Annotated in this window: 27 protein-coding genes; 21 read left to right on the top strand and 6 right to left on the bottom strand. The window is 51.9% G+C overall.

Annotated elements, in window-relative coordinates:
* Nucleotides 1-12: 12 nt before the first annotated feature.
* The 15 genes from rplF (at nt 13) to AC2CGP_RS09425 (ending at nt 7,717) form a co-directional block, all read left to right on the top strand.
* Nucleotides 13-546 (top strand): 50S ribosomal protein L6, encoded by a 534-nt coding sequence (gene rplF / locus AC2CGP_RS09355; protein WP_008807049.1) that lies wholly within the window; start codon nt 13-15, stop codon nt 544-546.
* A 9-nt stretch (nt 547-555) separates the two neighbouring features.
* Complete coding sequence (gene rplR / locus AC2CGP_RS09360; protein ID WP_006817270.1) at nt 556-909, top strand: 50S ribosomal protein L18; 354 nt, start codon at nt 556-558, stop codon at nt 907-909.
* Between the two features lie 14 nt (nt 910-923).
* Nucleotides 924-1,427, top strand: coding sequence for a 30S ribosomal protein S5 (gene rpsE / locus AC2CGP_RS09365; RefSeq protein WP_015703641.1), 504 nt, complete (start codon nt 924-926; stop codon nt 1,425-1,427).
* Nucleotides 1,428-1,430: 3 nt separating this feature from the next.
* Entirely contained in the window at nt 1,431-1,610 is a 180-nt protein-coding gene (gene rpmD, locus AC2CGP_RS09370) for a 50S ribosomal protein L30 (protein WP_001140434.1), read from the top strand.
* A gap of 3 nt (nt 1,611-1,613) precedes the next feature.
* Nucleotides 1,614-2,048: a 50S ribosomal protein L15 gene (gene rplO, locus AC2CGP_RS09375; protein WP_015369426.1), complete on the top strand. Its 435-nt coding sequence runs from the start codon at nt 1,614-1,616 to the stop codon at nt 2,046-2,048.
* Between the two features lie 7 nt (nt 2,049-2,055).
* Nucleotides 2,056-3,387: a preprotein translocase subunit SecY gene (gene secY / locus AC2CGP_RS09380; protein ID WP_015703640.1), complete on the top strand. Its 1,332-nt coding sequence runs from the start codon at nt 2,056-2,058 to the stop codon at nt 3,385-3,387.
* A gap of 31 nt (nt 3,388-3,418) precedes the next feature.
* Nucleotides 3,419-3,535: a 50S ribosomal protein L36 gene (rpmJ, locus tag AC2CGP_RS09385; protein ID WP_000868187.1), complete on the top strand. Its 117-nt coding sequence runs from the start codon at nt 3,419-3,421 to the stop codon at nt 3,533-3,535.
* 146 nt (nt 3,536-3,681) lie between these two features.
* Nucleotides 3,682-4,038, top strand: coding sequence for a 30S ribosomal protein S13 (rpsM, locus tag AC2CGP_RS09390; RefSeq protein WP_015369429.1), 357 nt, complete (start codon nt 3,682-3,684; stop codon nt 4,036-4,038).
* Between the two features lie 16 nt (nt 4,039-4,054).
* On the top strand, nt 4,055-4,444 hold the full coding sequence (gene rpsK, locus AC2CGP_RS09395; protein ID WP_004388621.1) for a 30S ribosomal protein S11: 390 nt from the start codon (nt 4,055-4,057) through the stop codon (nt 4,442-4,444).
* A 32-nt stretch (nt 4,445-4,476) separates the two neighbouring features.
* Nucleotides 4,477-5,097, top strand: a complete 621-nt coding sequence (gene rpsD / locus AC2CGP_RS09400; protein ID WP_002919224.1) for a 30S ribosomal protein S4 — start codon at nt 4,477-4,479, stop codon at nt 5,095-5,097.
* 25 nt (nt 5,098-5,122) lie between these two features.
* The gene (locus AC2CGP_RS09405; RefSeq protein WP_002438685.1) at nt 5,123-6,112 is read left to right on the top strand and encodes a DNA-directed RNA polymerase subunit alpha; all 990 of its coding nucleotides are present in this window, start codon (nt 5,123-5,125) and stop codon (nt 6,110-6,112) included.
* A gap of 40 nt (nt 6,113-6,152) precedes the next feature.
* Nucleotides 6,153-6,539, top strand: a complete 387-nt coding sequence (gene rplQ, locus AC2CGP_RS09410) for a 50S ribosomal protein L17 (RefSeq protein WP_004868344.1) — start codon at nt 6,153-6,155, stop codon at nt 6,537-6,539.
* Nucleotides 6,540-6,647: 108 nt separating this feature from the next.
* Nucleotides 6,648-7,016 carry a DnaJ family domain-containing protein gene (locus tag AC2CGP_RS09415; protein WP_047054501.1) on the top strand — a complete coding sequence of 123 codons (369 nt, stop codon included), beginning with the start codon at nt 6,648-6,650 and terminating at the stop codon, nt 7,014-7,016.
* A gap of 2 nt (nt 7,017-7,018) precedes the next feature.
* Entirely contained in the window at nt 7,019-7,444 is a 426-nt protein-coding gene (gene zntR, locus AC2CGP_RS09420) for a Zn(2+)-responsive transcriptional regulator (RefSeq protein WP_015369432.1), read from the top strand.
* A gap of 57 nt (nt 7,445-7,501) precedes the next feature.
* Nucleotides 7,502-7,717 carry an alternative ribosome-rescue factor A gene (locus tag AC2CGP_RS09425; RefSeq protein ID WP_015369433.1) on the top strand — a complete coding sequence of 72 codons (216 nt, stop codon included), beginning with the start codon at nt 7,502-7,504 and terminating at the stop codon, nt 7,715-7,717.
* Here AC2CGP_RS09425 and mscL read toward each other — a convergent pair whose 3' ends face one another.
* From mscL to def, 5 genes are all read right to left on the bottom strand, one after another.
* Nucleotides 7,718-8,128 (bottom strand): large-conductance mechanosensitive channel protein MscL, encoded by a 411-nt coding sequence (gene mscL, locus AC2CGP_RS09430; protein WP_015369434.1) that lies wholly within the window; start codon nt 8,126-8,128, stop codon nt 7,718-7,720.
* A 142-nt stretch (nt 8,129-8,270) separates the two neighbouring features.
* Complete coding sequence (gene trkA / locus AC2CGP_RS09435; RefSeq protein WP_015369435.1) at nt 8,271-9,647, bottom strand: Trk system potassium transporter TrkA; 1,377 nt, start codon at nt 9,645-9,647, stop codon at nt 8,271-8,273.
* A 13-nt stretch (nt 9,648-9,660) separates the two neighbouring features.
* Nucleotides 9,661-10,956: a 16S rRNA (cytosine(967)-C(5))-methyltransferase RsmB gene (rsmB, locus tag AC2CGP_RS09440; RefSeq protein ID WP_015369436.1), complete on the bottom strand. Its 1,296-nt coding sequence runs from the start codon at nt 10,954-10,956 to the stop codon at nt 9,661-9,663.
* A 52-nt stretch (nt 10,957-11,008) separates the two neighbouring features.
* Entirely contained in the window at nt 11,009-11,956 is a 948-nt protein-coding gene (fmt, locus tag AC2CGP_RS09445; RefSeq protein ID WP_213760219.1) for a methionyl-tRNA formyltransferase, read from the bottom strand.
* A gap of 14 nt (nt 11,957-11,970) precedes the next feature.
* Nucleotides 11,971-12,480: a peptide deformylase gene (gene def / locus AC2CGP_RS09450; protein ID WP_015703636.1), complete on the bottom strand. Its 510-nt coding sequence runs from the start codon at nt 12,478-12,480 to the stop codon at nt 11,971-11,973.
* A gap of 129 nt (nt 12,481-12,609) precedes the next feature.
* Here def and dprA point away from each other — a divergent pair, with 129 nt between their 5' ends.
* From dprA to AC2CGP_RS09480, 6 genes are read left to right on the top strand one after another with little or no spacing between them, the layout of a single operon-like run.
* Nucleotides 12,610-13,734, top strand: a complete 1,125-nt coding sequence (gene dprA, locus AC2CGP_RS09455; protein ID WP_213760217.1) for a DNA-protecting protein DprA — start codon at nt 12,610-12,612, stop codon at nt 13,732-13,734.
* A complete protein-coding gene (smg, locus tag AC2CGP_RS09460) occupies nt 13,706-14,179 on the top strand; it encodes a DUF494 family protein Smg (RefSeq protein WP_015369440.1) in 474 nt (157 codons plus the stop codon). The genes dprA and smg overlap by 29 nt, the downstream gene beginning before the upstream one ends.
* Before the next feature lie 26 nt (nt 14,180-14,205).
* Nucleotides 14,206-14,760, top strand: a complete 555-nt coding sequence (locus AC2CGP_RS09465) for a DNA topoisomerase family protein (RefSeq protein WP_015369441.1) — start codon at nt 14,206-14,208, stop codon at nt 14,758-14,760.
* Nucleotides 14,753-15,325 carry an L-threonylcarbamoyladenylate synthase type 1 TsaC gene (gene tsaC, locus AC2CGP_RS09470; protein ID WP_015369442.1) on the top strand — a complete coding sequence of 191 codons (573 nt, stop codon included), beginning with the start codon at nt 14,753-14,755 and terminating at the stop codon, nt 15,323-15,325. Before AC2CGP_RS09465 ends, tsaC begins: the two co-directional genes overlap by 8 nt.
* Before the next feature lie 3 nt (nt 15,326-15,328).
* Nucleotides 15,329-16,147, top strand: a complete 819-nt coding sequence (gene aroE, locus AC2CGP_RS09475; protein WP_032709258.1) for a shikimate dehydrogenase — start codon at nt 15,329-15,331, stop codon at nt 16,145-16,147.
* Complete coding sequence (locus tag AC2CGP_RS09480; RefSeq protein WP_071844502.1) at nt 16,144-16,401, top strand: DUF1488 family protein; 258 nt, start codon at nt 16,144-16,146, stop codon at nt 16,399-16,401. Before aroE ends, AC2CGP_RS09480 begins: the two co-directional genes overlap by 4 nt.
* On the opposite strand, the gene AC2CGP_RS09485 is transcribed toward AC2CGP_RS09480, so the two are convergent.
* On the bottom strand, nt 16,377-16,931 hold the full coding sequence (locus AC2CGP_RS09485; RefSeq protein WP_015703633.1) for a gamma carbonic anhydrase family protein: 555 nt from the start codon (nt 16,929-16,931) through the stop codon (nt 16,377-16,379). The genes AC2CGP_RS09480 and AC2CGP_RS09485 overlap by 25 nt on opposite strands.
* Between the last annotated feature and the right edge of the window lie 277 nt (nt 16,932-17,208).

Here is a 17,208-nt window from a genome sequence, read left to right on the forward strand (position 1 = left end):
TCGGAGGAAAAAATGTCTCGTGTTGCTAAAGCACCGGTCGTTGTTCCTGCCGGCGTTGACGTTAAAGTCAACGGTCAGGTTATTACGATCAAAGGTAAAAATGGCGAGCTGACTCGTACTCTCAACGATGCTGTTGAAGTTAAACATGCAGATAATGCACTGACCTTCGGTCCGCGTGATGGTTACGTAGACGGATGGGCTCAGGCTGGTACCGCGCGTGCCCTGCTGAACTCAATGGTTATCGGTGTTACCGAAGGCTTCACTAAAAAGCTTCAGCTGGTTGGTGTAGGCTATCGTGCAGCGGTCAAAGGGGATGTAGTAAACCTGGCTTTAGGTTTCTCTCATCCTGTTGAGCATAAACTGCCGGCCGGTATCACTGCAGAATGTCCGACTCAAACTGAAATCGTGCTGAAAGGCGCTGATAAGCAGGTGATCGGTCAGGTTGCAGCAGATCTGCGCGCCTACCGTCGTCCTGAGCCTTACAAAGGCAAGGGTGTTCGTTACGCCGACGAAGTCGTGCGTACCAAAGAGGCTAAGAAGAAGTAAGGTAACACTATGGATAAGAAATCTGCTCGTATCCGTCGTGCGACCCGCGCACGCCGCAAGCTCCAGGAGCTGGGTGCAACTCGCCTGGTGGTACATCGTACCCCGCGTCATATTTACGCACAGGTAATTGCTCCGAATGGTTCTGAAGTTCTGGTAGCTGCTTCTACTGTAGAAAAAGCTATCTCTGAACAACTGAAGTACACCGGTAACAAAGACGCGGCTGCAGCTGTGGGTAAAGCTGTTGCTGAACGCGCTCTGGAAAAAGGCATCAAAGATGTTTCCTTTGACCGTTCCGGGTTCCAATATCATGGTCGTGTCCAGGCACTGGCAGATGCTGCCCGTGAAGCTGGCCTTCAGTTCTAAGGTAGAGGTGTAAGATGGCTCACATCGAAAAACAAGCTGGCGAACTGCAGGAAAAGCTGATCGCGGTAAACCGCGTATCTAAAACCGTTAAAGGTGGTCGTATTTTCTCCTTCACAGCTCTGACTGTAGTTGGTGACGGTAACGGTCGCGTAGGTTTTGGTTACGGTAAAGCGCGTGAAGTTCCAGCAGCGATCCAGAAAGCGATGGAAAAAGCCCGTCGCAATATGATTAACGTCGCGCTGAATACTGGCACCCTGCAGCACCCGGTTAAGGGTACTCACACGGGTTCTCGTGTATTCATGCAGCCGGCTTCCGAAGGTACCGGTATCATCGCCGGTGGTGCAATGCGCGCCGTTCTGGAAGTCGCTGGGGTTCGTAACGTTCTGGCTAAAGCATATGGTTCCACCAACCCGATCAACGTGGTTCGTGCAACTATTGATGGCCTGGAAAATATGAAGTCTCCAGATATGGTCGCTGCCAAGCGTGGTAAATCCGTTGAAGAAATTCTGGGGAAATAAACCATGGCAAAGACTATTAAAATTACTCAAACCCGCAGTGCAATCGGTCGTTTGCCGAAACACAAGGCAACGCTGCTTGGCCTGGGTCTGCGTCGTATTGGTCACACCGTAGAGCGCGAGGATACTCCTGCTGTTCGTGGTATGGTCAACGCGGTTTCCTTCATGGTTAAAGTTGAGGAGTAAGAGATGCGTTTAAATACTCTGTCTCCGGCCGAAGGCTCCAAAAAGGCGGGTAAACGCCTGGGTCGTGGTATCGGTTCTGGCCTCGGTAAAACCGGTGGTCGTGGTCACAAAGGTCAGAACTCTCGTTCTGGCGGTGGCGTACGTCGCGGTTTCGAGGGTGGTCAGATGCCACTGTACCGTCGTCTGCCGAAATTCGGCTTCACTTCTCGTAAAGCAATGATCACTGCAGAAGTTCGTCTGTCTGATCTGGCTCACGTAGAAGGCGATGTGGTAGACCTGAACACGCTGAAAGCGGCTAACATTATCGGTATCCAGATCGAGTTCGCGAAAGTGATCCTGTCTGGTGAGGTAACTCGTCCGGTAACTGTTCGTGGCCTGCGCGTGACTAAAGGCGCTCGTGCTGCTATCGAAGCTGCTGGCGGTAAAATTGAGGAATAAGTAGCAGATGGCTAAACAACCGGGATTAGATTTTCAAAGTGCCAAAGGTGGAATTGGCGAACTGAAACGCAGACTTTTGTTTGTTATCGGTGCGCTGATTGTGTTCCGTATTGGCTCTTTTATTCCGATCCCTGGTATTGATGCCACTGTACTTGCCAAACTGCTTGAGCAACAGCGAGGCACCATCATTGAAATGTTTAACATGTTCTCTGGTGGTGCTCTCAGCCGTGCTTCTATCTTTGCTCTGGGGATCATGCCGTATATTTCGGCGTCGATCATTGTCCAGCTGCTGACCGTTGTTTATCAACCGCTGGCAGAACTGAAGAAAGAAGGGGAGTCTGGTCGTCGTAAGATCAGCCAGTACACCCGCTACGGTACTCTGGTGCTGGCTATATTCCAGTCGATCGGTATTGCTACCGGTCTGCCGAATATGCCTGGTATGCAGGGCCTGGTGATTAATCCGGGCTTTGCATTCTATTTCACCGCTGTTGTTAGTCTGGTCACAGGGACTATGTTCCTGATGTGGCTCGGCGAACAGATCACCGAACGCGGTATCGGAAACGGTATCTCGATCCTGATCTTCGCCGGGATCGTTGCGGGACTCCCGCCGGCCATCGCCCATACTATCGAGCAAGCGCGTCAAGGCGACCTGCACTTCCTCCTGTTGCTGTTGGTTGCAGTATTAGTATTTGCAGTGACCTTCTTCGTTGTATTCGTTGAACGTGGTCAACGCCGCATTGTGGTAAACTACGCTAAGCGTCAACAGGGTCGTCGTGTCTATGCTGCACAGAGCACACATTTACCGCTGAAAGTGAATATGGCGGGGGTAATCCCGGCAATCTTCGCTTCCAGTATTATTCTGTTCCCGGCAACCATCACGTCATGGTTCGGGGGCGGTACTGGTTGGAACTGGCTGACAACAATTTCGCTGTATTTGCAGCCTGGGCAACCGCTTTATGTGTTACTCTATGCGTCTGCAATCATCTTCTTCTGTTTCTTCTACACGGCGTTGGTTTTCAACCCGCGTGAAACAGCAGATAACCTGAAGAAGTCCGGTGCATTTGTACCAGGAATTCGTCCGGGAGAACAAACGGCGAAGTATATCGATAAAGTAATGACCCGCCTGACTCTGGTCGGTGCGTTGTATATCACTTTTATCTGCCTGATCCCGGAGTTCATGCGTGATGCAATGAAAGTGCCGTTCTACTTCGGTGGAACCTCGCTGCTTATTGTTGTCGTCGTGATTATGGACTTTATGGCTCAAGTGCAAACTCTGATGATGTCTAGTCAGTATGAGTCTGCATTGAAGAAGGCGAACCTGAAAGGCTACGGCCGCTAACTGGTCGCCCGAGAAGTTACGGAGAGTAAAAATGAAAGTTCGTGCTTCCGTCAAGAAATTATGCCGTAACTGCAAAATCGTTAAGCGTGATGGTGTCATCCGTGTGATTTGCAGTGCCGAGCCAAAGCATAAACAGCGCCAAGGCTGATTTATTCGCATATTTTTCTTGCAAAGTTGGGTTGAGCTGGCTAGATTAGCCAGCCAATCTTTTGTATGTCTGTACGTTTCCATTTGAGTATCCTGAAAACGGGCTTTTCAGCATGGTACGTACATATTAAATAGTAGGAGTGCATAGTGGCCCGTATAGCAGGCATTAACATTCCTGATCAGAAACATACCGTAATTGCTTTAACTGCAATTTTTGGTATCGGCAAGACCCGCTCTAAAGCCATCTGCGCTGAAACGGGTATCGCTGAAAATGTTAAGATCAGTGAGCTGTCTGAAGAACAGATTGATTCTCTGCGTGAAGCAGTAGGTAAATTTGTCGTTGAAGGTGATCTGCGCCGTGAAATCACCCTGAGCATCAAGCGTCTGATGGACCTTGGTTGCTACCGTGGTTTACGCCATCGTCGTGGTCTTCCGGTTCGCGGTCAGCGTACTAAGACCAACGCACGTACCCGTAAGGGTCCGCGTAAACCGATCAAGAAATAATCGGGGTGATTGAATAATGGCAAAGGCACCAGTTCGTGCACGTAAGCGTGTAAGAAAACAAGTCTCTGATGGCGTGGCTCATATCCATGCTTCTTTTAACAACACCATCGTTACCATCACTGATCGACAGGGTAACGCGCTGGGTTGGGCAACAGCCGGTGGTTCCGGTTTCCGTGGTTCTCGCAAATCCACTCCGTTTGCAGCTCAGGTTGCAGCAGAGCGTTGCGCAGAAGCCGTAAAAGAATACGGCATCAAGAATCTGGAAGTTATGGTTAAAGGTCCGGGTCCAGGTCGCGAATCTACTATTCGTGCACTGAACGCCGCTGGTTTCCGCATCACTAATATTACTGATGTGACTCCGATCCCTCATAACGGTTGTCGTCCGCCGAAAAAACGTCGCGTATAACGCCTCGTTTCTAGGATTGTTGGAGAAAGAAAATGGCAAGATATTTGGGTCCTAAGCTCAAGCTGAGCCGTCGTGAGGGCACTGACTTATTCCTTAAGTCTGGCGTTCGCGCGATCGATACCAAGTGTAAAATTGAACAAGCTCCTGGCCAGCACGGTGCGCGTAAGCCGCGTCTGTCTGACTATGGTGTGCAGTTGCGTGAAAAGCAAAAAGTTCGCCGTATGTACGGTGTGCTGGAGCGTCAGTTCCGTAACTACTATAAAGAAGCAGCACGTCTGAAAGGCAACACCGGTGAAAACCTGTTGGCTCTGCTGGAAGGTCGTCTGGACAACGTTGTATACCGTATGGGCTTCGGCGCCACTCGTGCTGAAGCACGCCAGCTGGTTAGCCACAAGGCTATCATGGTAAACGGTCGTGTTGTTAACATCGCTTCTTATCAGGTAAAAGCGAATGACGTTGTTAGCATCCGTGAGAAAGCGAAAAAGCAATCTCGCGTGAAAGCCGCTCTGGAGCTGGCTGAGCAGCGTGAAAAGCCAACCTGGCTGGAAGTTGATGCTGGCAAGATGGAAGGTACGTTCAAGCGTCAGCCGGAGCGTTCTGATCTGTCTGCGGACATTAACGAACACCTGATCGTCGAGCTTTACTCCAAGTAAAGCTTAGTACCAAAGAGAGGACACAATGCAGGGTTCTGTGACAGAGTTTCTAAAACCGCGCCTGGTCGATATCGAGCAAGTGAGTTCGACGCACGCCAAGGTGACCCTTGAGCCTTTAGAGCGTGGCTTCGGCCATACTCTGGGTAACGCACTGCGCCGTATTCTGCTCTCATCGATGCCGGGTTGCGCGGTGACCGAGGTTGAGATTGATGGTGTACTGCACGAGTACAGCACCAAAGAAGGCGTTCAGGAAGACATCCTTGAAATCCTGCTCAACCTGAAAGGGCTGGCGGTGAGAGTTCAGGGTAAAGATGAAGTCATCCTTACTTTGAATAAATCTGGCATTGGCCCTGTGACTGCAGCCGACATTACCCACGACGGTGATGTCGAAATCGTCAAGCCGCAGCACGTGATCTGCCACCTGACCGATGAGAACGCATCTATTAGCATGCGCATCAAAGTTCAGCGCGGTCGCGGTTATGTGCCGGCTTCTGCCCGAATTCATTCGGAAGAAGATGAGCGCCCAATCGGCCGTCTGCTGGTCGACGCCTGCTACAGCCCTGTAGAGCGTATTGCCTACAATGTTGAAGCCGCGCGTGTTGAGCAGCGTACCGACCTGGACAAGCTGGTCATCGAAATGGAAACCAACGGCACAATCGATCCTGAAGAGGCGATTCGTCGTGCGGCAACCATTCTGGCTGAACAACTGGAAGCTTTCGTTGACTTACGTGATGTACGTCAGCCGGAAGTGAAAGAAGAGAAACCAGAGTTCGATCCGATCCTGCTGCGCCCTGTTGACGATCTGGAATTGACTGTCCGCTCTGCTAACTGCCTCAAGGCAGAAGCTATCCACTATATCGGTGATCTGGTACAGCGTACCGAGGTTGAGTTGCTGAAAACGCCGAACCTGGGTAAAAAATCTCTTACCGAGATTAAAGACGTGCTGGCTTCACGTGGTCTGTCTCTGGGCATGCGCCTGGAAAACTGGCCGCCGGCAAGCATTGCTGACGAGTAACCGGATCACAGGTTAAGGTTTTACTGAGAAGGATAAGGTCATGCGCCATCGTAAGAGTGGTCGTCAACTGAACCGCAACAGCAGCCATCGCCAGGCTATGTTCCGTAACATGGCAGGTTCGCTGGTTCGTCATGAGATCATCAAGACGACCCTGCCGAAAGCGAAAGAACTGCGTCGCGTAGTTGAGCCGCTGATTACTCTTGCCAAGACTGATAGCGTTGCTAATCGTCGTCTGGCATTCGCCCGCACTCGTGATAACGAGATCGTGGCAAAACTGTTTAACGAGCTGGGCCCGCGTTTCGCGAGCCGCGCCGGTGGTTACACTCGCATTCTGAAGTGTGGCTTCCGTGCAGGCGACAACGCGCCGATGGCATACATCGAGCTGGTTGATCGTGCTGAGCTGAAAGCAGAAGCTGCTGCAGAGTAATCTGTAGTAACGTAAAAAAACCCGCCCCGGCGGGTTTTTTTATATCTACCGCAATCCCACTTCACTACACTATCTGTACTCTTTTTGTTCATCCCTGGGAGCCGTATAATGTGGTTACTGGACCAGTGGGCAGAACGCCACATCCTCGACGCACAGTCTAAAGGCGAGTTTGATAACCTGACCGGCAGCGGCGAACCGCTGGCGCTGGATGATGATTCACACGTGCCCCCTGAACTGCGCGCCGGTTATCGCTTATTAAAAAATGCCGGCTGTTTGCCACCGGAGCTTGAGTTACGTAGAGATGCCATGGCGTTGAGCGACTTACTCAAGACCGTAGAGCTTGATGATCCGCGGTATACCGAATTAAATCGTCGCTTGACTCTGTTTGAACTGAAATTACGTCAGGCGGGTATGAATACCGATTTTCTACGCGGTGATTATGCCGACAGACTGTGGCACAAAATTAACGAGGAGTAGCTATGTATCGGATTGGCGAACTGGCCAAATTGGCTGATGTCACCCCGGATACCATCCGCTATTACGAAAAGCAGCAAATGATGGATCATGATATTCGTACTGAAGGCGGTTTTCGCCTCTATTCGGATAACGATCTGCAGCGGCTGCGCTTTATCCGTTATGCCAGGCAATTAGGCTTCACTCTGGAGTCGATCCGCGAATTATTATCGATCCGCATCGATCCAGAACATCATACTTGTCAGGAGTCTAAAGGGATCGTCCAGGCCCGTCTGAGTGAAGTCGAAGCGCGTATCAAAGAATTGGAAACGATGCGGCGTTCTTTACAGCGGCTGAATGATGCCTGCTGCGGCACGGCGCACAGTAGCGTTTACTGCTCGATTCTCGAAGCTTTAGAGCAAGGTGCCAGCGGTAGCCATGCCGGGCGTTGATTTTTTCCGCGCGTGGATCTACACTCGCGCCGAATTGATACATGAACTGGAGTTACTATGAGTCGCTATCAGCATACCAAAGGGCAAATTAAAGATAATGCGATTGAGGCATTACTGCATGACCCATTATTCAGACAGCGGATTGAGAAAAATAAGAAAGGGAAAGGAAGCTATCAACGTAAAGACAAACATGCAGGGCGGAATGACCGGGAGGCCAGTGGCAAGCAAGCGAATCGCTTTTTTACCACTGGCCTTCTGCTTTCTGTGTGCTGATTAAGAACGGTTGTTTTGTTCTTTTAACAGATCGCGAATTTCACTCAGTAGCACTTCTTCTTTGCTCGGTGCCGGAGCGGCAGGCGCTTCTTCTTTCTTACGGTTCAGTTTATTCATCAGTTTGATCGCCATGAAAATCGCGAAGGCAACGATGATGAAATCGAAGACGTTCTGAATAAACACACCATAATGCATGACAACGGCTGGGACATCCCCCTGCGCATCGCGTAGCGTAACGGCGAACTGTTTAAAGTCGATCCCGCCAATGAGCAAACCCAGCGGAGGCATAATAATATCGGCCACTAAAGACGATACAATTTTACCAAATGCTGCACCAATGATGACACCCACTGCCAAATCGACAACATTCCCGCGCATCGCGAATTCGCGGAATTCTTTTAACATACCCATTTTACTCTCCTTGAGCCAGCTGACATTGATAAGTTTATCAAATGTATTTCCATTTTCCATTGCTGTTGAATAATTGCTGGAAAATATTATCCATTGATAAATAAGGGATAATAAAAAGGCGTCTGCGCGACGCCCATTGTAATTACAGGAAGAACGGACTCGGCTGGAATAGTCTCTCAACATCGGAGATAAATTTCTTGTCGGTCAGGAACATAATTACGTGGTCGCCTTGCTCAATACGTAAATTATTATTGGCGATCATTACGTCATTGCCGCGCACCACCGCGCCAATAATTGTGCCTGGCGGCAGCTTAATTTCATCAATTGAACGGCCGACTACCCGCGAGGTGCTTTCATCGCCATGCGCGACGGCCTCAATGGCTTCGGCAACGCCGCGGCGTAGCGACGAAACACCGACAATATCAGCTTTACGTACGTGGCTCAGCAAGGCAGAAATCGTGGCTTGTTGCGGTGATATCGCAATATCGATCACGCTTCCCTGAACCAGATCAACATATGCGCGACGCTGGATCAGCACCATGACCTTCTTCGCGCCCATCCGCTTGGCTAGCATTGCCGACATGATATTGGCTTCGTCATCGTTGGTGACGGCAATAAAGAGATCGACTTGATCGATATGCTCTTCCGCCAGTAACTCTTGATCCGATGCATCGCCATAAAAGACGATCGTATTCTGCAGCTTTTCGGCAAGTTCAGCGGCACGCTGTTGATCGCGCTCGATCAACTTCACGCTGTAGTCTTTCTCCAGCCTGTGAGCGAGGCCCGCGCCGATGTTGCCGCCGCCGACCAGCATAATGCGTTTGTAGGGTTTCTCCAGACGTTGGAGTTCGCTCATTACCGCGCGAATATGTTGCGACGCGGCGATAAAGAAGACTTCGTCGCCCGCTTCTACGATGGTTGATCCCTGCGGGCGAATCGGTCGATCGTGGCGGAAAATTGCCGCAACGCGCGTGTCGATGTGCGGCATATGTTCGCGCATCGTGGAAAGCGCATTACCGACCAGCGGGCCGCCATAATAAGCCTTCACAACGGCCAGGCTTACTTTCCCTTCTGCGAAGTTCACCACCTGCAGCGCGCCTGGATATTCGATCAGGCGGTAGATATTATCGATGACTAACTGCTCCGGAGCGATCAGATGGTCAATTGGCACCGCTTCTGAATGAAAAAGTTTATCGGCATCACGAACGTAATCAGGCGAACGAATGCGGGCGATACGATTCGGTGTATTAAACAGCGAATAGGCGACCTGGCAGGCTACCATATTGGTCTCATCCGAACTGGTTACGGCGACCAGCATATCGGCATCATCGGCGCCAGCTTCGCGCAGCACGCGCGGATGCGAACCGTGGCCCTGAACGACGCGGAGATCGAACTTATCCTGCAGGCCGCGCAGACGGTCGCCATTGGTATCGACCAGGGTAATATCGTTGTTTTCGCCAACGAGATTTTCCGCCAGCGTGCCGCCTACCTGTCCGGCGCCAAGAATAATAATCTTCATCAGCAGTGACCCATTAATTGCGCTTTTTGATTAGCTTAGCGTAAAAGAAGCCATCGCCTTCTTCCGCCCCAGGCAGATTTTGCTGACCCGGGGTTTCCGGCGTTCCCGTCTCATGGAGTTCGGCATCTCGGGTACGGGTCAGGAAAGCGGCGATTTGTTGGCTGTTCTCTTCCGGCAAAATAGAGCATGTCGCATAGACCAGCGTACCGCCAGGCTTAAGATGAGCCCAGGTGGCATCGAGAATTTCTGCCTGTAATTGCGCTAGCTCGGCGATATCGCGATCCCGGCGCAGCCATTTAATATCCGGATGGCGACGGATAACGCCGGTGGCCGAACATGGCGCATCCAGCAAAATACGATCGAACTGCTCATCGCCGCACCACTGTTCAGGATAGCGACCATCGCCCTGTTTTACTTCTGCTTTCATGCCCAGACGTTTCAGGTTGTCATAGACACGGGACAGGCGCTGCTGGTCGATGTCGACCGCCATCAGACTCGCCTGCGGCGCGACTTCCAGAATATGCGTCGTCTTGCCGCCCGGCGCCGCGCAGAGATCGAGAATGCGCTCGCCGTTTGCCGGTTGCAAGTAGCGCATGCAGCCCTGGGCTGAGGCGTCCTGAACGGTTACCCAGCCTTTATCAAATCCTGGTAACGCATGGACCGGGGCTGGGGTCGCAAGACGGACGGCATCCGGATAGTCCGGGTGAGTGAAACCCTGTAAACCAGCGTCTTCCAGCAGTGCGAGCCATTCATCTCGCGAATGATGATTGCGATTCACACGCAGCCACATTGGCGGACGTAGATTATTGGCTGACACAATATCCTGCCATTGTTGCGGCCAGGCCTGCTGCAGACGTTTAAGCAGCCATTTAGGATGGAGATAACGGTTCTCGTGCTGGGCGAATTCGGCCAGCAGCTCTTCCTGCTGGCGCTGAAACTGGCGTAATACGCCATTGATAAGCCCTTTAAGCTGCGGACGTTTAATTGCCACCGCGCCTTCCACCGTTTCCGCCAGCGCGGCGTGTGGGGGAATTCGCGTATAAAGTAGCTGATACAGGCCGACCATGATCAGGAAATGTACGGTACGCTGTTTGCCGGTCATCGGGCGGGCCATCAGCTTACCGATTAGCCACTCGAGTTGGCTGAGAGTGCGCAAAACGCCGAAGCACAGCTCCTGCAGCAGCGCTTTGTCTTTCTCGCTCACTTTTTGCTGCAGCGGCGGCAGAACATTGCTTAAAGACTGTCCTTTCTCAACGACCTGCTCAATGGCCTGGGCTGCCAGGCTGCGTAAATTACTATTCTTTTTCATAAGCGCAAAAATAAAAATGCCCGGCGAACCCGGGCTTTAGAAGAGAAGTGCGTCAGGCAAGACGGTTTCCGGGGATAAACCATTCCCGGCGAGAGTTCAGTAAATCCTGGGCACTCATCGCTTTTTTCCCTGCCGGCTGCAGCGATTCCAGATTCAGAATCCCGTTGCCGGTGGCGACCTGGATCCCTTGCTTGGTTGCTGCGACGATCGTACCTGGCTCAGCGTTGGCGGACTCCGTAATAACGGATGCGCGCCATACCTTCACCGGTTGTTCATCGATTTCCAGCCAGCTCATCGGCCAGGGATTAAATGCGCGGATGCAGCGTTCGAGCTGTTCTGCGGAAAGCGACCAATCAATACGGGCCTCTTCCTTACTCAGCTTCTCGGCGTAGCTGACCCGCGATTCGTCCTGAACTTCAGGCTCTGCGCTACCATCCGCCAGCTGCGCTAAGGTCGCCAGTAGACCCTCTGGTCCAAGGTCGGCCAGTTTATCGTACAGGCTGCCGCTGGTATCTTCCGCGGTAATCGGGCAGGAGAGCTTATACAGCATGTCACCGGTATCAAGACCGACGTCCATCTGCATGATGGTTACACCGGTTTCGGCATCGCCAGCCCATAGCGAACGCTGAATCGGCGCTGCGCCACGCCAGCGAGGAAGCAGGGAGCCGTGAACGTTAATGCACCCCAAACGCGGCATTTCAAGAACCGCTTTCGGCAGGATCAGTCCATAAGCCACGACGACCATAACATCGGCGTTAAGGTCGGCAACTAACTGCTGATTTTCCTGCGGACGTAGGGAAGATGGCTGGAAGACCGGTAGATTATTGGCTTCAGCCAGCACTTTTACCGGGCTCGGCATCAATTTTTTGCCGCGACCAGCAGGGCGGTCGGGCTGAGTAAATACGCCGACAACCTGATGTTCAGACGACAACAGCGCGTCAAGGTGACGCGCTGCAAAGTCGGGGGTTCCGGCGAAAATGATACGTAGTGTTTGTGACACGTTAATCCTTGTTATCAGGCACGGGCGCGTAAACGATCCAGTTTTTCAACTTTCTGGCGGATGCGCTGCTGTTTGAGCGGCGACAGATAGTCAATGAACAGCTTACCGACCAGGTGATCCATTTCATGCTGGATACAAATAGCCAACAAGCCATCAGCTTCCAGTTCGAAAGTCTTACCTTCACGGTCCAGCGCGCGGATTTTTACGGTTTCGGCTCGTGGAACCAGCGCACGTTGTTCCGGAATTGACAAACAACCTTCTTCAATGCCGGTTTCGCCGTCTTTTTCGAGTAGCTCTGGGTTTATGAGCACCAGACGCTCTTCACGGTTTTCCGAGACATCGATAACGATAATGCGCTGATGGATATCCACCTGCGTGGCGGCCAGACCAATACCTTCTTCAGCGTACATCGTGTCGAACATATCATCGACGATACGCTGAATTTCTGCATTCACTTCTTTGACCGGCTCGGCGACTTTGCGAAGGCGCTCGTCCGGAATATGTAACACTTGCAAAACTGCCATAAAGATCCAGAGTCGTATTCAGTAGTTGATAAGATTATTACCTCTATTCTAGACAAAACCCCCTCTAATTGACAGTCTCGCTAACCAATCACAAGGATTGGCTGAGCCGCTAATGGCAGGGGAGAACGGATGAAGCCCACGGAGATTTGGCTGCGCCTGATGCGGGTGAATAATCTGTACGGCGATGAAATGGTATTGATTGCGCGACGGCTGGGATGTGCAGGCCAGTTAGATACTGAAACGTTGTGGGCTGCGGGTTTAACTAAAGCGCAGGCAACACAGTTTTTTGCCCTCAACCAACAGCAAATTGATGTTTCACTGCAATGGTTAGAGCAACCAGAACATCATCTGATCACGGCGGATCACGCGCTCTATCCGCCGCAGCTACGCGCTATCGGTGATTATCCCGGCGCGCTGCTGGTCTGCGGTAACGTCGATCTCCTGTGTAGCCGGCAGCTGGCTATCATTGGGAGCCGTGCACACTCGTGGTACGGCGCACGGTGGGGAAAAGCATTCAGTGAGGCGCTTGCTCAGTATGGCTTGACCCTTACCAGTGGTCTGGCGTTGGGGATTGATGGCATCGCCCACCGCGGGGCATTGGCGGCAAAGGGGAAAACCATCGCCGTATTAGGCAACGGTCTCTCTGATATCTACCCGCACCGGCATCGGGCTTTAGCAAAGCAGATCGTGGAAAGCGGCGGCGCGCTACTTTCCGAATTTCCTCTCTCTGCGCTACCGTTACCAGGGAATTTCCCGCGCCGCAACCGGATTATCAGCGGGTTAAGCGCTGGGGTTCTGGTGATAGAGGCGGCCTTGAAAAGCGGTTCTCTGGTAACTGTCCGTTGCGCGCTGGAGCAGGGGAGAGATGTTTTTGCCCTGCCTGGGCCAATTGGCAATCCTGGCTCTGAAGGGCCGCACTGGCTAATAAAGCAGGGAGCAGTTCCGGTTACCGTGCCGGAAGAGATCCTTGAGTATTGGCAATATGAGCTTTCAGCGCGGGAAGAGACCGCTGATTTGCTAAATAATTACGCAGATCGGCCTCCTGTAGCATTGCCATTTCCAGAGCTCCTGGCTAACGTAGGAGATGAGGTAACACCTGTTGACGTTGTCGCTGAACGTGCCGGCCAATCTGTGCCAGTAACCGTAGCCCAGCTACTTGAACTGGAGTTAGCAGGCTGGATCGCAGCTGTACCCGGCGGCTATGTCCGATTAAGGAGGGCAAGCCATGTTCGACGTACTCATGTATTTGTTTGAGACTTATATCCATAACGAAGCAGAAATGCGCGTGGATCAGGACAAACTGACGCGGGATCTGACCGATGCAGGTTTTGAGCGGGAAGATATCTATAACGCGTTAATGTGGCTCGAGAAACTGGCTGATTATCAGGAAGGTCTCGTTGAACCCATGCAGCTCGCCTCCGACCCGCTCTCTCTTCGGGTATACACCGATGAAGAGTGCCAGCGTCTGGATGCCAGCTGTCGAGGATTTTTACTCTTCCTCGAGCAGATCCAGGTGTTGAACCTCGAAACGCGAGAAATGGTGATAGAGCGCGTACTGGCGCTGGATACGGCAGAGTTTGAACTGGAAGACCTGAAATGGGTGATCCTGATGGTTCTGTTCAATATTCCAGGCTGTGAAAACGCCTATCAGCAAATGGAAGAATTACTCTTCGAAGTAAATGAAGGTATGCTGCATTAATCTTATTGCAGCAACATCGAGTTGTTATGACCAAATCAGCACTGTTTTCGGTGCGTAAAAACGAGCCCTGCCCGCAGTGCGGGGCCGAACTGGTGATTCGTTCCGGGAAACATGGCCCGTTTCTCGGCTGTTCTCACTATCCGGACTGTGACTATGTCCGTCCCCTGAAAAGTCAGGCGGATGGACATATCGTCAAGGTACTGGAGGGGCAAGAGTGCCCATCTTGCGGCGCTGTTATGGTGTTACGCCAGGGGCGCTTTGGTATGTTCATCGGCTGCAGTCGTTATCCCGAATGCGAACATACCGAGCTGATTGATAAACCTGATGAGACCGCTATCGCGTGTCCGCAATGCGGACAGGGTCATCTGGTGCAGCGTCGCTCCCGTTTCGGTAAAACCTTTCACTCCTGCGATCGCTACCCTGATTGCCAGTTCGTTATTAATTTTAAACCGGTGGCGGGCGAATGCCCTGAATGCCATTACCCGCTATTAATAGAAAAGAAAACCGCGCAGGGCGTTAAACGCTTTTGCGCCAGTAAACAATGTGGAAAGCCGATCCCGGCGGAACAAATAAGTGAATAAAAACCTGCCCTCAGAAACCGTCGCACAGGCTGTGGCGGTACTGAATAATGAACATGTTATCGCCTATCCAACCGAAGCGGTATTTGGCGTTGGTTGCGATCCGGATAGCGAAACGGCCGTGATGCGTCTTCTGGCGTTAAAACAGCGCCCTGTGGAAAAGGGGCTGATACTTATCGCCGCCAGTTTTGACCAACTGAAACCGTATATTGATGATTCCCGATTAAGCGACGCGCAGAGAGCGGTTATCTTTGCCAGTTGGCCTGGGCCGGTGACGTTTGTGTTCCCGGCGCGTCCGGATACGCCACGCTGGCTGACGGGGCGCTTTGATTCGCTTGCCGTGCGCGTTACCGATCACCCACTGGTAATTGAATTATGTGAAGCCTACGGAAAGCCGCTGGTCTCGACGAGCGCCAACTTAACCGGTCAGCCGCCGTGCCGGACTACTGCTGAAGTACGCGCCCAGTTTGGCGATAGTTTCCCGGTGGTGGATGGCGCAACGGGCGGGCGGCAAAACCCATCTGAAATTCGTGATGCCCTGACGGGTGAACAGTTCCGCCAGGGGTAATTAATGGAAACTTATGCCGTTTTTGGTAACCCTATAGCCCATAGCAAGTCGCCTTCTATTCATCAGCTGTTTGCCAAACAGTTAGATATTGCGCACCCCTATGGTCGGGTACTGGCGCCATTAGATGATTTTGTGAATACCCTGGACGCTTTCTTCAACACGGGCGGTAAGGGCGCTAACGTGACTGTCCCTTTCAAAGAAGAAGCGTTTGCCCGCGCCGACGAACTCACCGAGCGCGCTGCGCTAGCCGGCGCGGTCAATACGTTAAAGCGTCTTGAGGATGGTCGTCTGCTTGGCGACAATACGGATGGCATTGGGTTATTAAGCGACTTAGAGCGTCTGGGCTTTATCAAGCCTGGTATGAGGATTTTATTGATTGGCGCAGGCGGCGCATCTCGCGGCGTATTGTTACCGCTGCTCTCTTTAGATTGCGCGGTCACCATCGTTAACCGTACTTTTTCCCGCGCTCATGAGCTGGCAACGCTATTTGCTCATACCGGCAGCGTTAGCGCGTTATCGCTGGATAAACTGGAAGGTCATCAGTTCGATCTCATTATTAACGCGACGTCCAGCGGAATAAGCGGCGATATCCCGGCAATACCTTCCTCGTTAATTCATGCCGATGTTTACTGCTATGACATGTTTTATCAGAAAGGAAATACGCCATTTCTGCATTGGTGCCAACAGTATGGCGCTAAAAAAATGGCAGATGGATTAGGTATGCTGGTGGCTCAGGCCGCACATGCCGTTCTGCTCTGGCACGGTAGACTACCGGAAATTGCCCCGGTGATTGCCGTTTTACATCAGGAACTGAATGCGTGAACCAGGCGATCCAATTTCCCGATAGAGAAGAGTGGGACGCTGAACGGCAGTGCATCGTTTTCCCCGCGTTGGTCAATGGCATGCAGTTAACTTGCGCGATTCGGGGTCAGATACTGCAGCAACGGTTCGGTGGCGATGAGCCAGCGCGATGGCTGGCTCTCTTTAGTGAACATCGCTGGGATTTGGAAGATGAAGCGGAAGCGTTGATTCGCGATCGGCAAGAAGATCATCAGGGTTGGCTCTGGCTTTCCTGATCCAGGTAGTCGTCTTTCCACTTCACATAGTTGTTGGCTGAATACTTCAGCCCTGCATATTCCGCCTCCGTCAGGGGGCGGATTTGTTTTACCGGGTTGCCAAAATAGAGATAACCGCTTTCCAGCCGCTTGTTTTGCGGCACCAGGCTGCCGGCGCCGATCATCACGTCATCTTCTACTACCACGCCATCCAGCAGAATTGACCCCATTCCGACAAGAATGCGATTGCCGATAGTGCAGCCGTGCAGCATGACCTTATGCCCGACGGTGACATCTTCTCCTATGAGTAGCGGATTACCCTCAGGGTTATAAGACGACTTATGGGTGACATGCAGGACGCTACCATCCTGAATATTCGAACGTGCGCCGATAGACACATAATTCACGTCGCCGCGGATGGCGACCAGCGGCCAAATGCTGACGTCATCGGCAATTCTGACATCGCCGATCACAACGCTGCTGGGATCCACCATCACCCGCAGACCGATTTGAGGGAATAATTCTTTATAAGGACGTAAATAACTGGACATGACTGCCTCAACATCAGGGTAGATAACCAGACTTTGGTAGCTTTCAGGCGCTCCCGCAACCCCTTTTTCTGATAAAAATTGAGCTATTTGAGCAATAACAGTGCGAAAAGCGCGAAAAATCATCATTCAGAAAAAAAAGATCGAAAAAAGGCTTGTGCAAAAAAATGGGATCCCTATAATGCGCACCCACTGACACGGCAGATGTGAATCACTTCACACAAACAGCCGGTTCGGTTGAAGAGAAAAATTCTGAAATTCAGGGTTGACTCTGAAAGAG

This window comes from Klebsiella sp. SYXHC3 (assembly GCF_057196925.1).